General features: G+C 64.3%; 9 protein-coding genes and 4 pseudogenes. 9 read left to right on the plus strand and 4 right to left on the minus strand.

The features are described from left to right. Nucleotides 1-236: 236 nt before the first annotated feature. Nucleotides 237-902, minus strand: a complete 666-nt coding sequence (locus tag KZO24_RS06190) for a carbonic anhydrase (RefSeq protein WP_271183296.1) — start codon at nucleotides 900-902, stop codon at nucleotides 237-239. Nucleotides 903-998: 96 nt separating this feature from the next. On the opposite strand from KZO24_RS06190, the gene lipA reads away from it, so the two are divergent. Both lipA and KZO24_RS06200 read left to right on the plus strand, forming a co-directional pair. Further along, complete coding sequence (gene lipA, locus KZO24_RS06195; RefSeq protein ID WP_271183297.1) at nucleotides 999-1958, plus strand: lipoyl synthase; 960 nt, start codon at nucleotides 999-1001, stop codon at nucleotides 1956-1958. A 4-nt stretch (nucleotides 1959-1962) separates the two neighbouring features. Further along, nucleotides 1963-2430: a type II toxin-antitoxin system RatA family toxin gene (locus KZO24_RS06200; RefSeq protein WP_486486989.1), complete on the plus strand. Its 468-nt coding sequence runs from the start codon at nucleotides 1963-1965 to the stop codon at nucleotides 2428-2430. Between the two features lie 109 nt (nucleotides 2431-2539). Here KZO24_RS06200 and KZO24_RS06205 read toward each other — a convergent pair whose 3' ends face one another. The 3 genes and pseudogenes from KZO24_RS06205 to KZO24_RS06215 all read right to left on the minus strand — a co-directional run bounded on the left by KZO24_RS06205 (nucleotide 2540) and on the right by KZO24_RS06215 (nucleotide 4792). Further along, nucleotides 2540-3040 (minus strand): CinA family protein, encoded by a 501-nt coding sequence (locus KZO24_RS06205; protein ID WP_486486990.1) that lies wholly within the window; start codon nucleotides 3038-3040, stop codon nucleotides 2540-2542. Nucleotides 3041-3042: 2 nt separating this feature from the next. Next, complete coding sequence (locus KZO24_RS06210) at nucleotides 3043-3588, minus strand: hypothetical protein (RefSeq protein WP_271183299.1); 546 nt, start codon at nucleotides 3586-3588, stop codon at nucleotides 3043-3045. Between the two features lie 27 nt (nucleotides 3589-3615). Beyond that, nucleotides 3616-4792: pseudogene (locus tag KZO24_RS06215) on the minus strand (bifunctional 2-C-methyl-D-erythritol 4-phosphate cytidylyltransferase/2-C-methyl-D-erythritol 2,4-cyclodiphosphate synthase). Nucleotides 4793-4872: 80 nt separating this feature from the next. On the opposite strand from KZO24_RS06215, the gene dusB reads away from it, so the two are divergent. The 7 genes and pseudogenes from dusB to hflX all read left to right on the plus strand — a co-directional run bounded on the left by dusB (nucleotide 4873) and on the right by hflX (nucleotide 14333). Continuing rightward, nucleotides 4873-5904 (plus strand): tRNA dihydrouridine synthase DusB, encoded by a 1032-nt coding sequence (dusB, locus tag KZO24_RS06220; RefSeq protein ID WP_271183301.1) that lies wholly within the window; start codon nucleotides 4873-4875, stop codon nucleotides 5902-5904. Further along, on the plus strand, nucleotides 5901-7019 hold the full coding sequence (locus KZO24_RS06225; RefSeq protein ID WP_271183302.1) for a two-component system sensor histidine kinase NtrB: 1119 nt from the start codon (nucleotides 5901-5903) through the stop codon (nucleotides 7017-7019). Before dusB ends, KZO24_RS06225 begins: the two co-directional genes overlap by 4 nt. Continuing rightward, nucleotides 7016-8444: pseudogene (locus KZO24_RS06230) on the plus strand (sigma-54-dependent transcriptional regulator). Before KZO24_RS06225 ends, KZO24_RS06230 begins: the two are co-directional and overlap by 4 nt. Nucleotides 8445-8555: 111 nt before the next feature. Further along, nucleotides 8556-10749, plus strand: a pseudogene (locus tag KZO24_RS06235) (sensor histidine kinase). Between the two features lie 30 nt (nucleotides 10750-10779). Then, nucleotides 10780-12177 carry a nitrogen assimilation response regulator NtrX gene (gene ntrX / locus KZO24_RS06240; protein ID WP_271183304.1) on the plus strand — a complete coding sequence of 466 codons (1398 nt, stop codon included), beginning with the start codon at nucleotides 10780-10782 and terminating at the stop codon, nucleotides 12175-12177. A gap of 146 nt (nucleotides 12178-12323) precedes the next feature. After that, complete coding sequence (gene hfq / locus KZO24_RS06245) at nucleotides 12324-12923, plus strand: RNA chaperone Hfq (protein WP_271183305.1); 600 nt, start codon at nucleotides 12324-12326, stop codon at nucleotides 12921-12923. A 16-nt stretch (nucleotides 12924-12939) separates the two neighbouring features. Then, nucleotides 12940-14333: pseudogene (gene hflX, locus KZO24_RS06250) on the plus strand (GTPase HflX). Nucleotides 14334-14362: the final 29 nt, after the last annotated feature.

Genomic DNA, 14362 nt, shown 5'->3' on the forward strand with positions numbered 1-14362 from the left:
TGCTTTAGCCTCATTGCGCTCGCTCCCGCCATATGGATTTTCTGTTGGCGATGCGAGAACGCCCCCTTCGATTATTAGATCATGGTTGTTAGGGTGTTATCTCGTCTCTGTTACCCAAGGCGTGTTTTAACTGCGCTGACCTTCGGCTTGGCATGCATCGGCCGAAAGGTGCCGAAGGTCAGCGTCTCGATGAGGGGTAGGTCGGTGCAGGAGCCGTTCCTGACCGTCCGCTGCAGTCACGTCACCGGCGCAAACTCGCCGCTAGTTTCGTCCAAAAGATGCAGGACGCCATCGGAAATTGCGAAGAATGCGCCACGCAGCTTGAGATCGCCCCGGGCGACCTTGCTTTTGACGCAGGGGAAAGTCATCAGGTTCTCGAGACTGACCTTGACCGCCGCCTGCTCCATCGCGCGCTCGGCGGTGCGGCCCGTGGTGCCATGCTCGTGCGCGACAGGCACGCGGGCTTCGTCCAGCATCGAGATCCAGTCGGCCACGAAACCACCGTGTCCGATCTCCGCGTCCTTGAGGTCCTGCGTCAACGCCGCCTTACAGCCGCCGCACAGGCCGTGGCCCATCACGACCACTTCCTTGACCTTGAGCACCTGCACCGCGAATTCCAGCGCGGCCGAGACGCCGTGGTGGCCGGGCGTCGTCTCGAACGGCGGCACCAGCGCGGCGACGTTGCGCACCACGAAGATCGTGCCGGGATCGACGTCGAAGATCTGGCTGGGATCGACGCGGCTGTCGGAGCAGGCGATGACCATGACCTCGGGCGACTGCCCCTGGCCCAGTTCGTCCCAGCGCGCGCGGTTGGCGCTCCAGCCGGTGCCGCGGAAACGGCGATAACCCTCGATCAGATGGTTCAGCACGCGGTCGTTGGATTCGGGGCTCTGATTAGTCATGGGGGTGGGCTCCGTTGCTGTTTTTCGAACTGATGGTTCGCCATACGCCGGATATTCGGGCTGGCAAGGTTGCGTGCATATGACTATCTGGACGGCATGAACGATCTCTCCTCCGTACCGGTTCCGGAAGAAGCCCCCGCCCGTCAGCGCAAGCCCGACTGGATTCGCGTCAAGGCGCCGACCAGCAAGGGCTACGGCGAGACGCGCCAGCTGATGCGCGATCTCAAGCTCAACACTGTGTGCGAGGAAGCCGCCTGCCCGAACATCGGCGAGTGCTGGACGAAGAAGCACGCGACCGTGATGATTCTGGGCGACACCTGCACCCGCGCTTGCGCGTTCTGCAACGTCAAGACCGGCATGCCCGGCCGCGTCGATGCGGCGGAGCCGGACAACGTCGCCGAGATGGTGCTGAAGACGGGCCTCGAGCACATCGTCGTCACCTCGGTAGACCGCGACGATCTTCCGGACGGCGGCGCCAGCCAGTTTGTCAAGGTGATCCAGGCGGTGCGCGCGGCCTCGCCCGCAACTACGATCGAAATCCTGACGCCCGACTTCCGCAACAAGATGCAGCGCGCGGTCGAGTCGATCGTCCAGGCGCGCCCGGACGTCTACAACCATAACCTCGAGACGGTGCCCCGCCTCTACCCGACCATCCGCCCCGGCGCGCGCTACTACGCCTCGCTGCGGCTGCTGGAGGAAGTGAAGCGCCACGATCCGTCGATCTTCACCAAGTCCGGCATCATGCTCGGCCTCGGCGAAGAGCGTCTGGAAGTCCATCAGGTGATGGACGACATGCGCTGCGCCGACATCGACTTCCTGACCATGGGTCAGTACCTGCGCCCGACGCCCAAGCATGCCGAGGTGAAGGAATTCGTCACCCCGCAGGCGTTCAACGCCTACGGTGCGATCGCGCGGGCCAAAGGCTTCCTGCAGGTGGCGTCCTCGCCGCTGACGCGTTCGAGCTATCATGCCGGCGATGACTTCGCCCAGATGAAGGCCGCGCGCGACGCCAAGCTGGCCAAGATGCAGCCCGTGACGGCGACCTCCGGGGCCTGAACTCATGCCCGGCATTCATGAGACCAAGCGCCTGCCTTACAGCGCGGAGCAGATGTACGACCTCGTCGCCGACGTCGGCCGCTATCAGGAATTCCTGCCCTGGGTCGTCGCGACGCGGGTGAAGTCCGACGACGGCCGCGAGATGATCGCGGACATGCTGGTCGGCTTCAAGGCTCTGCGCGAAAAGTTCACCTCGCGCGTCGAGAAGGAGCGCCCGCGCGTCATCAAGGTCCACTACGTCGATGGTCCGATGCGCGATCTCGACAACGTCTGGACCTTCCATCCGGTCGACGAGACTTCGTGCGACCTTGAGTTCGACGTGAAGTTCACCTTCCGCAACCCGCTGTTCGAGAAACTGGCGGGGCAGTATTTCGACAAGGCATTCCGCAAGATGGTCGCCGCCTTCGAAACCCGTGCGGCGGAACTCTACGGTGTCGCGCAGGCGGGTGAACCGTCGTCGTCCCGGACTTGATCCGGGACCGCTGGCCGTGAACGACCCCGCTCTCGCTGAAGCGCCCTGACGCGAGTTCCAGCCTGAAGACCGCCAGCGGTCCCGGATCAAGTCCGGGACGACGGGTGACTTACGGCAGCAGCAGTTCCAGAGCCACGATCGCTGCCTGGTGGCGGATTTCCGCCCGGGTCGTACCGTCCAGCAGCTTCTGCTCGGCGTTGACCTCCTCCTCGCCGCGCCGGGCGCAGGCGAAGACCACGGTGCCGACCGGCTTCATCTCGCTGCCGCCATCCGGCCCGGCGATTCCGCTGATCGCGACCGCGACGTCGGCCCGGCTCTTGCCGATCGCGCCCTGAGCCATGGCCCGGGCCGTCGCGGGAGAGACCGCGCCGAACAGATCGATGATGTCGGAGTGGACCCCCAGCATCTCCATCTTGGCTTCGTTCGAATAGGTGACGAAGCCGCGATCAAGCACCGCCGAGGAGCCCGGGATCTCGGTCAGCGCCGCGCAGACGAGGCCGCCTGTGCAGCTTTCGGCCACCGAAACCATGCGGCCGAGTGCCTTGTTCTCCTCGATCACCCTTTGGGCGAGCGCATAGAGGTCTTCCGGGAAGAAGGGATTCGCGGCCATCGTCAGTCCTTGCAAAGCGTCACTTTGCCGAGCTTCGGGTCGGCGCTGCCGGCCACATCCATGCTCAGCGCGATCAGTCCGGCGGTGTTCTCGGGCGGGAGGGGCGAGAGCAGGTCGATCGCGAGGTCCAGCTGCTTGCAGGACTTGGGCGCGATCCGCTGCGAGACGAAGCCCTCCACGAAAACGTCGGCCATCTGGCGCAGCGTGTCGTCGGGAAGGCCGGTCATCATGTTCGAGGACCCGCCGCCGCCCTGCGTATTGAGGGCCTTCAACAACGCGGGCTTGGCCTTGGGCCAGTAGCGGTCCTTCTGCGCGGCGTAGCGGGCGGCAAGGCCCGGTCCCTTGGTGCGCAGGAACGCATCGGCGGGCAGGGAGGGCGCGCAGCGCTTCGCGGTGCCGTTGATCGCCTGCGGCAAGGAATAGGCGATCAGCGAGGTCGCCTCGGCCTTGCTGATGCACATCGGCTCGGCCGCCATCGCGGCGCAGGGCGTCATGGCAAGCGCCAGGGCAAGGGTTCGCGGGCCAAGGATTGAAGACAGTCCACGCATGCAGGAAGTTCCTTTGCGCCCCAACAGTTATACCAGACCGACGCTGACCACCGCCTGCGCCGCGATCCCCTCGCGCCGCCCGGTGAAGCCGAGCTTCTCGGTCGTCGTTGCCTTCACGCTGATCGCGGCGATGTCAACGCCGAGTATGTCCGCAAGCCGTTCGCGCATGGCCTCGCGATGCGGGCCGATCTTAGGCGCTTCGCAGATGATCGTCACGTCGGCGTTGGCGAGGGCGTAGCCCTCATCGGCCACCAGTTTGCCCGCGTGGGCGAGGAAGCGGTCCGAAGCGGCGCCTTTCCACTGTGCGTCGCTGGGGGAAATGCTGGCCGATGTCCCCGGCGCCGATCGCGCCGAGCATCGCATCGACGAGCGCGTGGATCGCCACATCGGCGTCGCTATGGCCGGAGAGCCCATGCGTGTGCTCGATCCGTACGCCGCAGAGCCACAGTTCCTCGCCTTCCTCAAGGCGATGGACGTCGTAACCACTGCCGACGCGCACCAGCGGCTTCGAAGCGCCGAAATCGGCGGCGTAGGTGAGTTTGTGCAAGGTTTCGTCCCCTTCGACGAGTGCCACTTCCATGCCCCATGCCTGCGCGACTTGCGCATCGTCTCCGGCATTGGTGGGGCCGTCCCAGTCCCGGTGTGCGGCGAGCACTTCGGCGAAGTGGAAGGCCTGGGGCGTCTGGACCCGACGCAAGTCCTCGCGCCGGGCAGGGGCGCCCATGAGATCGCCCGCCGCATGCGTCAGGCTGTCGGCCACGGGCAGGACCGGAATCGCGCCTTTGTATGCGTCGAGAGCGATCAGCAGGCGTTCGATCACTTCGGCGGGAAGCAGCGGGCGGGCAGCGTCGTGGATCAGAACGCGGTCCGGTTCGGCGCCAGCCAAAACTTCCAGCCCGAGGCGCACCGATTCCTGCCGCGTTGCGCCGCCGGTGGTGAACTGCACGCCCGCAATTCCGGCCAGTACTTCACGGGCGACGGCTTGCGCGCCATCGGGAATGACCACCAGAATCGGCGCGCATCCGGCTGCCGCCAGCGCCTCGACCGAGTGTCGCACGACCGGCTTGCCGCGCCAGCGCGCGAACTGTTTCGGCACCGGCTGACCGGCGCGCAGGCCCTTGCCTGCGGCCACGACTAGCGCGGCAGTACGAATGCCAGTGCGATCACGGGGCGAATTCTGCGGCTCTGAGACGATTTGCGACATTGCCGATGCCGGTAATCGCTTGCCGCATTGAGGGCAATCCACTATGCGCTGCCTGTTTTTTAGGCAGCACTGCACGCATCATGACTCAATTGCCCAATCCTCCGGCACTCAAGCCAATCCAGGTCGGTCCGGTGACGATCGACTGCCCGGTCGTGCTCGCGCCGATGACGGGTGTTTCGGACCTGCCATTCCGCCGGATGGTGCGCGCCTTCGGGTCGGGCCTCAACGTCACCGAGATGATCGCCAGCCCCGCCGCGATCCGCGAGACGCGCGTGTCGCTGCAGAAGGCGATGTGGGACAAGGTCGAGGACCCGGTCTCAATGCAGCTGGTCGGCTGCGACCCTGAACAGATGGGCGAGGCCGCCAAGCTGGTCGAGGATCGCGGCGCCGCGATCATCGACATCAACATGGGCTGCCCGGTGCGCAAGGTCGTCAACGGCGACGCGGGCTCGGCGCTGATGCGGCAGGTGCCGCTGGCGACCAGGCTGATCGAGGCGACCGTCAAGGCGGTGAAGGTCCCGGTCACCGTCAAGATGCGCATGGGCTGGTGTCACGACAGCCTCAACGCCCCCGAACTCGCGCGGATCGCCGAGGATCTGGGCGCGAAGATGATCACCGTCCACGGCCGCACCCGCAACCAGATGTACAAGGGCGAGGCCGATTGGGCCTTCGTCCGCAAGGTCAAGGACGCGGTGTCGATCCCGGTCATCGTCAACGGCGACATCTGCACCGTGCACGATGCCGCGCAGGCGCTGGAGCAGTCCGGCGCGGACGGCCTGATGATCGGTCGCGGGTCCTACGGGCGTCCGTGGTTTCTCTCGCAAGTCATGCAGTGGTGGCGCGGCGAGGCGGTCTCGGCCGATCCCGACATTGCCGGGCAGTACGACATCATCCGTCGCCATTACGAGGACATGCTCGACCACTACGGCGCGGACACCGGCGTCCGGATGGCTCGCAAGCACCTTGGCTGGTACATCAAGGGCGTGCGCGGCTCGGCCGAGTTCAGGAATAAACTGAACTTCATCGCCGATCCTGCTGAAGTCCTTCGTGAAATCGATGAATTCTATGCTCCCTACCGCGGCACCGACGACAGTCAGCTCCGCGCCGCATGAGCCTGGACACCCGGACCGATTTGCCTGACGCCCGGCGGCTGCTGGCGAGCCTGCCGCATGCCGTGCTGCTGCTGGAGAACGGACGGACGATCGCCTGGCTCAACCCGGCGGCGGAGCAGTTCTTCGGCCAGTCCGCCCGGCGCCTCGTCGGGACGCGGCTGCGCGACATCATGTCGATCTCCGACCGCCGCCTGCTGGATCGGCTATCGGATTCCGAGGCGCCGGTCTCCGCACGCGAAATCGTGGTGCAGATCAAGGGCAAGGGCGCGCGGCGGATCGACATCAACGTCGGTCCGGTGGCTGACAGTCCCGGCTGGCAGGTCGTGTCGCTTCACGACAATTCCGCGTCCGAAGCGCTTGGCGACGACTCCGGTGGCCCTGACAACGCGGTCCTGCGCGGCCCCGAGATCATGGCGCACGAGATCAAGAACCCGCTCGCCGGCATTCGCGGCGCAGCGCAGCTTCTCGCGCGCAAGGTCGACGAACGCGACAAGGCGCTGACGGACCTCATTACCGGCGAGGTCGACCGCGTCGCGGGGCTTATCGAGCGGATGCAGAAGCTGAGCGGCCGCACGACGCCGCCGGTGGAACCGTGCAATCTCCACGAGGCAGCCCGCCGCGCCATCGACGTGCTCAACGCGGCCAAGGCGGAGAAGCCGGCGTTCCGTCTGGTCGAGGAGTTCGATCCCTCGCTGCCATCGGTGCTCGGCAGTCCCGACGGGCTGGTGCAGGTGATGATGAACCTGCTCTCCAACGCCGCCGATGCCTGCAAGCACGTCGCCGAGCCGCGCGTGATCATCCGCACCCGCTTCGCCAGCGGCTTGCAGCTTCACACCGGCGATGACGGTGCCCCGCTGCGCCTGCCGATCGAGGTTCGCGTCAGCGACAACGGCCCCGGCATCGATCCGGCCATGCGCGATCATATCTTCGAACCGTTCGTCACCACCAAGAAGTCGGGGCAGGGCCTCGGCCTGCCGCTGGTCCGCAAGCTGGTGCGCGACATGAACGGTCGCATCACCCACGACCGCGACGACGAGAATGGGCTGACGCACTTCCGCATTCACTTGCCGCTCGCCCGCGAGACGCGCAATCGCCCCCGGAGAAAGACGGCATGACGCAGAACGTGCTGCTGGTCGAGGACGACATGTCCATCGCCATCGTCATCACCGCCGCGCTCGAAGCGGAAGGGTTCGGCGTTTCGCACTGCGTCACCATCGCCGAGCGTGACCGGATGCTGGCGGATCGCGGGTTCGCGGCGCTCGTCACCGACGTGATGCTTCCGGACGGTGACGGGATCGAGACGATCGAGCGGGTCCGCGCGCTGCATCCGCACATGCCGATTGTGATTCTCTCGGCCCAGAACACGCTCGATACCGCCGTGCGCGCCACCGATACCGGCGCCTTCGAGTATTTCCCCAAGCCGTTCGACATCGACGAACTGGCGCGTACCGTGCGCCAGGCAGCCGGCACGGCGCAGGGCCTTGCCGCGGACGGCGAGGAGCCGGTCGCGGACGGTCTGCCTCTGGTCGGCCGCAGCGCCGCGATGCAGTCGGTGTTCCGCATGATCACCCGCGTCCTGCGTAACGACCTGACGGTGCTGATCCTGGGCGAGATCCGGCACCGGCAAGGAACTTGTGGCCGAAGCGATCCATCAACTCGGCAATCGCCGCGAAGGCCCGTTCATCGCCGTCAACACCGCCGCGATCCCCGCCGAACTGATCGAGAGCGAACTGTTCGGGCATGAGAAGGGCGCCTTCACCGGCGCCGTCGCCCGCCATGTCGGCAAGTTCGAGCAGGCAGCGGGCGGCACCCTCTTCCTCGACGAAATCGGCGACATGCCGATGCAGGCGCAGACCCGCCTGCTGCGCGCCCTTCAGTCGGGCACCGTGCGGCGGGTCGGCGGCCGCGAGGAAATCCGCCTTGACACCCGCATCGTCGCCGCGACAAACAAGGACCTCGAGCCCGAAATCGCCGCCGGGCGCTTCCGCGAGGACTTGTATTACCGGCTCAACGTGGTGCCGATCCACATGCCGCCGCTGCGCGACCGCCGCGACGACATCGACGTGCTGGCCCGCCATTTCCTGCAGCACGCCGCCAACGAAGGCCTCCCGCGTCGCCAGTTGACGAAGGAAGCCGCAGATGTGCTGAGCCGCCAGCCCTGGCGCGGCAATGTGCGCGAGTTGAAGAACTTCATCTACCGCCTCGCCCTGCTGGCGCGCGAGGACGTGATCGATGCCGACGCGGTCTTGCCGCTGCTTGCGCAGGAAGCTTCCACGCCGGTCGAGGATGATGGCGCGTCCGGGGTTTTCGACATCGCCAGCGCCGTGGCTCAATGGCTGATCGCCAGTCGCCCGGCCAGCGGTACGATCTACGACAGCGCCATGGCTGCTTTCGAGCGACCGCTTTTTGCCGAGGTGCTCCGCGAGACGGCTGGAAACCAATTGCGTGCGGCGCAAGCGCTGGGGATTAATCGCAACACCTTGCGCAAGCGTCTCGCCGAACTTGCGCTCGATCCCGAGGAATTCGCTCGTCGTCCCTAGAAGGGCCTTCGTGGATTTGCTCTTGCAGCCGGGTTACACTCCTGTTGTAACAGCGCAACGATGAGTGAAGTTTCCGTCCAGAAGCGTGCCTGGCCCCGATGGTGGCGGCGAATGCAGGTTGCTGCGCGCCGGGCGAATTTCTTTGCGGTCATGGAAGTGCTGTCGGTCGTCGCTTTCCTGGCAATGACGGCGACCACATGGTTCGCGCTCAACGGTAGTGGAGACCGTCGCGAACTCCTGCCCTCGAACCTGACCGCGAGCCTGCTGGTTGGGACGTTGGTGCCCGCGATGGCGATCCTCGTGCTGCTCGGGCGACGCATGGCGCTGCGCCGGGCGGCCGAGCACGCGACCGGTGGCACCGGACAGATGCACGTGCGCCTCGTGTTCATCTTCTCCCTGATCGCTGCAATCCCGACCTTGCTGGTAGTGGTCTTCGCATCCTGGCTGTTCCAGTCAGGCGTCGAGTTCTGGTTTTCCGACAGTTCGCGGGGCCTGCTGGAAAATGCCAACAAGCTGGCGCGGGGTTACTATGAACAGACGCTGCGTGACGTGGGCTACGAGTCGGTGGCGATGGCAACCGACTCGCGCGAAGAACTGAGCCGCAGTCCCGTCGCAAGCCGCGAGTTCCAGGCATTTCTCTCTTTTCACGTCATTCGCCGGAACCTGAGCGGCGCCGCGATCATCCAGATCGACGCTAGCGGAGAGCAACGTACGCCGATCATCGTCGATCCGGACGGTGTTGCGGAGAACAACCGTATCAGCAAGGACGGTCTCGAAAGGCTCGACAAGGGCGAGCCTTATGTCGTCAGCGCGAAAGACAACCGCATCGTAGCCGCTGCCCCGATCGAGCGATCATCGGGGGTCTATCTTCTCGTCGTGCGCAGTTCTGACCTCCTTTCATTGAGCCAGGGCGAGCGGGCCGAGAACATCGTCCAGGCATACGAAGTCCTCACCAATCGCGCGCGGGTGCTGCAGTTGCGTTTCAACGTCGCGCTGTTCGTGGCGTCGCTGGCGCTCGTCGGCTTGTCCGTTTGGTTTGCCCTGCGTTTCGCTGATAGGCAGGTCGAGCCGTTGTACCAGCTCGTGGATGCCGCTCGTCGAGTGGGGGCGGGTAACTATGCCCTGCGGATCGAAGGACGGACCGGTGCCGACGAGATCGGCCTGCTCAACCGCGCCTTCAATCGCATGACTGCGCAGATCGACAAGCAGACGCAGGCCTTGCTCGGCGCGAACCGGCAGTTGCACGAGCGCAGCGTCTTCATCGAGGCCGTACTGGAGTCGGTCACCTCTGGTATCATCTCGCTCGACGGTGAGGGACGGATACTGCTGCTGAATTCGACGGCCCAGAAGCTATTGACCAATCGACCGGAAGATGTGCCCGAAGGCATGCCCATAGCGGAACTAGCACCCTCGATTGCCGCCCTGGTGGAGCAGGGCATGACGGGCGGCATCGTCCAGTACAATCGCGGCGGCGACCTCCTGACCCTTACCGTCAAGACGAGCCGCGATGCCACCGGTCACGTCATCACCTTCGAAGATATTACCCGCCAACTTCTCGACCAGCGCACTGCCGCATGGTCGGACGTGGCACGGCGCATCGCCCACGAGATCAAGAACCCGCTCACCCCGATACAGCTGGCGACAGAGCGCCTCAGTCGTCGCTATCGCAAGCAGATTACCGACAATCCCGAGCTGTTCGAGGACCTGACCAGAACGATCATCCGGCAGGTCGGGGACCTTCGCAAGATGGTCGACGAGTTTTCATCGTTCGCTCGCCTCCCAAAGCCGGTATTCCGGACCGAGGATCCTGTCGCGCTTACGCGCCAGGCCCTGTTCCTCCAGGAAGTAGCGCGCCCGGACATCGACTTCCGTTTCGCCTCAGAGCGCGACATTCGGGTCATCGACTGCGACCGGCATCAATTCGGTCAGGCAATGACAAATGTTCTCAAGAATGCGATCGAAGCCACTGAAGCAAAAGCCAAAGAGGCAGACGAAAAGTATCGCGGTGCAATCGCAGTTGAGGTCGTCGAGCAACACGAGTCGATTCTCGTACGGGTCACCGACAATGGCATCGGCCTTTCGCAAGACAAGGAGCGACTGATCGAACCTTACGTGACTACACGGGAGAAGGGCACCGGGCTCGGCTTGGCGATCGTTAACAAGATCATCGAAGAACACGGCGGTGAAATGACCTTCACCGCCGCGCAAGAGGGGCACCACGGTCACCATGCGCTTCGCGCATGACCCGCTGGCCCAGGAAGCAACCAGTTCGGCATCGGTCCGCAAACCGGAAGCCGCGCAATGATCCGTTTTTCCAGCACGAAGAAGATGGCCCATGGCACTTGATATTCTGATCGTCGACGACGAGCGCGACATCCGCGAACTGGTCGCCGGCGTGCTGAGCGACGAAGGTTACGAATGCCGCACGGCAGGCGACAGCGACGCAGCGTTGGCAGCGGTCGATGCCCGGCGGCCGTCACTGGTGCTGCTCGACGTGTGGCTCCACGGCAGCCCGATGGACGGCCTTGAAATCCTGGATGCGATCAAGGCGCGCGAGCCGGAGTTGCCGGTCATCATCTTCTCGGGCCATGGCAACATCGACACCGCCGTCGCGGCGATCAGCCGCGGTGCGGTGGACTTCATCGAAAAGCCTTTCGAGGCGGAGAAGCTCCTTCACCTCGTTGGCCGCGCTACCGAGACCGAGCGCTTGCGCCGAGAGAACGCGCAGCTGCGTCAGGGCGTGTCCATGGGCGAGGAGTTCACCGGTTCCAGCGGCGTCATCAACCAGGTTCGCGCGACGCTCAAGCGCGTTGCCAATACCGGTAGCCGCCTGCTCATTACTGGTCCCGCCGGATCGGGCAAGGAAGTCGCGGCGCGTCTGCTCCACGCCTGGAGCCCGCGCGCGGGCAACGCTTTCGTCAGCGTCAACTCTGCCCGCATCACGCCCGAGCGCTTCGAACAGGAACTGTTTGGCGAGGAAGCGGACGGTACGCTGATTCGTTCGGGCCTGCTCGAAAGCGCCGATGGCGGTACGCTCTATTTCGATGAAGTGGCCGATATGCCGGCTTCGACACAGGCGCGTATCCTGCGGGTTCTGACCGACCAGGCGTTCGTGCGCGTTGGTGGTACCCGCCAGATTCGCGTCGATGTGCGCGTGGTTTCCTCGACTTCGCGCGATCTGGAAAAGGAAATCGCTGAACGCCGATTCCGTGAGGATCTGTTCTACCGCCTCAACGTCGTGCCGATCTCCATCCCGGCGCTGCGTGAACGTCGTGATGACATTCCCGCATTGATCGACCATTTCTTCGCTCGCTATGCCAACGAACAGGGCGTGTCGCCTCCACAGGTGAGCGGCGAGGCGATGACCGCGCTTCAGGCTTACGAGTGGCCCGGCAACGTGCGGCAGCTTCGCAACGTGGTCGAACGCACCGTGATCATGGCCCCGCGTGAGAAACTCGCGAAGATCGAAGCGGACATGCTGCCGCCGGAAATCTTCAACAGTCGGGGCGGGGCTGATGCAGGCGTGACCGTGATGATGAGTGCACCCTTGCGCGAAGCGCGAGAGAGCTTCGAGCGGGAGTATCTGCGTGTCCAGATTCGGCGCTTTTCCGGCAATATCTCCAAGACCGCCGCATTCATCGGGATGGAGCGTTCCGCCCTCCACCGCAAGCTGAAGCTGCTGGGCATGTCCGAGCGTCGCGAGGACGAGACAGACCTCGACGAGACTATCTGATTTGCTGTAACATTTTTGCTACAAAAACCCCGTTTACTGCATTGCAGCAAATGGGTAGTTTCCGATTCGAGAACGGCCCGCGCCAATGGCGGGACCAGATCGCGGACCGCATGCATGGGCGGCCGCCAAAAGAAGGAGAATACAACATGGCTGGTCGTACCCTTTCCGCGCGTCCTAAAGCTACGCCGGAACCTGAGGCTGAAGAGGCTTCGCCGCCCGCTACCACCGCGCCTGCATCCGTCCCGGCTTCCACTGGCGCGTCGACGGGGAAGGGTGGTCAGAATCTGCAGGACCAGTTCCTGAACCTGCTTCGTAAGAACAAGACCCCGGTCACCATGTTTCTCGTCAAGGGCGTGAAACTGCAGGGTATCGTCACCTGGTTCGATAACTTTTCGATCCTGCTGCGCCGTGATGGGCAGTCGCAGCTTGTCTACAAGCACGCGATCTCGACGATCATGCCGTCGACACCGGTCGATGCACGCCAGTTCGGCAATGGTCCGGAAAATGCCAAGAAGCAGCGTGTGCTGCAGGACGTCTTCCTTTCCAGCATCCGCAACGCCGGCGTGCAGGTGACGATGTTCCTCATCAACGGCGTCATGCTGCAGGGCCGTGTTGCCGCTTACGACCTTTTCTGCATGCTGCTCGAGCGCGAAGGCTACGTGCAGCTGGCCTACAAGCATGCGGTTTCAACGATTCAGCCCGTGACTCCTGTCGATCTTCAGGCGCATGAAGAAGCAGACGACTGAGAGAAGCTGAATCAACTTGAACGATGAACTGAAGGGCGAGGTCACGCGCGGTGCGCGTGCCCTCGTCGTCTATCCGCAGATGAAGGGTTTCAGGGGCGATCGGAGCGATCTGGACCCGGCAGCCCGCCTTGAAGAAGCGAAGGGCTTGGCCCTCGCTATCGGTCTCGAGGTGGTCGAGGCGATGGCCATCGTCATACGCGAGGCGCGCCCAGGTACGCTGTTCGGCGAAGGCCAGATCCAGAACATTGCGACCGCATGTACCCTCGAGGAAGCGGAGCTGATAATCGTCGATGGTTCGCTGTCTGCAATCCAGCAGCGCAACCTCGAAGAAAAGCTCAAGCGCAAGGTTATCGACCGCACGGGGCTGATCCTCGAGATCTTCGGTGAGCGTGCGGCAACCGCTGAGGGCCGCCTGCAAGTGGAGCTCGCACACCTCGACTACCAGGCGGGCCGCCTCGTTCGCAGTTGGACTCACCTCGAGCGCCAGCGCGGCGGCTTCGGCTTCCTCGGCGGTCCCGGCGAAACGCAGATCGAGGCCGACCGTCGTATGATTCGCGACCGCATGGCCAAGATCCGCCGCGAACTGGAGCAGGTGCGCCGCACGCGCGGGCTCCACCGGGATCGGCGTGAGAAGGCGCCGTGGCCGGTAATCGCGCTCGTCGGCTATACCAATGCAGGTAAGTCGACGCTGTTCAACCGGCTGACCGGTGCAGGCGTCATGGCCGAGAACCTTCTGTTCGCCACGCTCGATCCGACCATGCGGGCGATCCGCATGCCGGGTCTCGAAAAGGCGATCCTGTCAGATACCGTGGGTTTCATCTCCGACCTTCCGACGGAGTTGATCGCCGCTTTCCGTGCGACGCTGGAGGAAGTGACCGCCGCGGACGTTATTCTGCATGTGCGCGACATCGCCAATCCTGACACGGAGGCGCAGAAGCGCCAGGTGCTCGATGTACTGGCCGACCTCGGCGTGATCCAGCCGCCGCTCGACGATCGCAAGCAGCGTCAGGCTCCCGCCCTCGACTGGTCGGACGACGAACCCGAAGACGAGCCGGAACCGCAAGTGCCGATCATCGAGGTCTGGAACAAGTGGGACTTGCTCGGCCCTGACCAGGCGCACGAACTTCGCGACGTCGCCGTGCACAGGGAAGGGAGGTCATCATCCCCGTCTCGGCGCTGACCGGAGAGGGTTGTGAGGCACTTCTTGAGATCGCGAGCCGCAACCTGACGCGCGATTCGAAGCTCTACAGCTTTATCTTGCCAGTCGCTGACGGCCAACGCTTCGCATTCCTTCACGCGCGCGGCGAAGTGGTGTCCGAAGAAGATGCTGGCGAAGGTGAGCAGGGGCCTCAGATGAGGCTTGAAGTACGCTTGTCGGAGCGGGAATTCGGGCGCTTCATGGCGCTTTGAGTGCCGCTATGGTAGCGTCATGTGCCGTG

This window comes from Novosphingobium sp. NFX11, assembly GCF_057376415.1.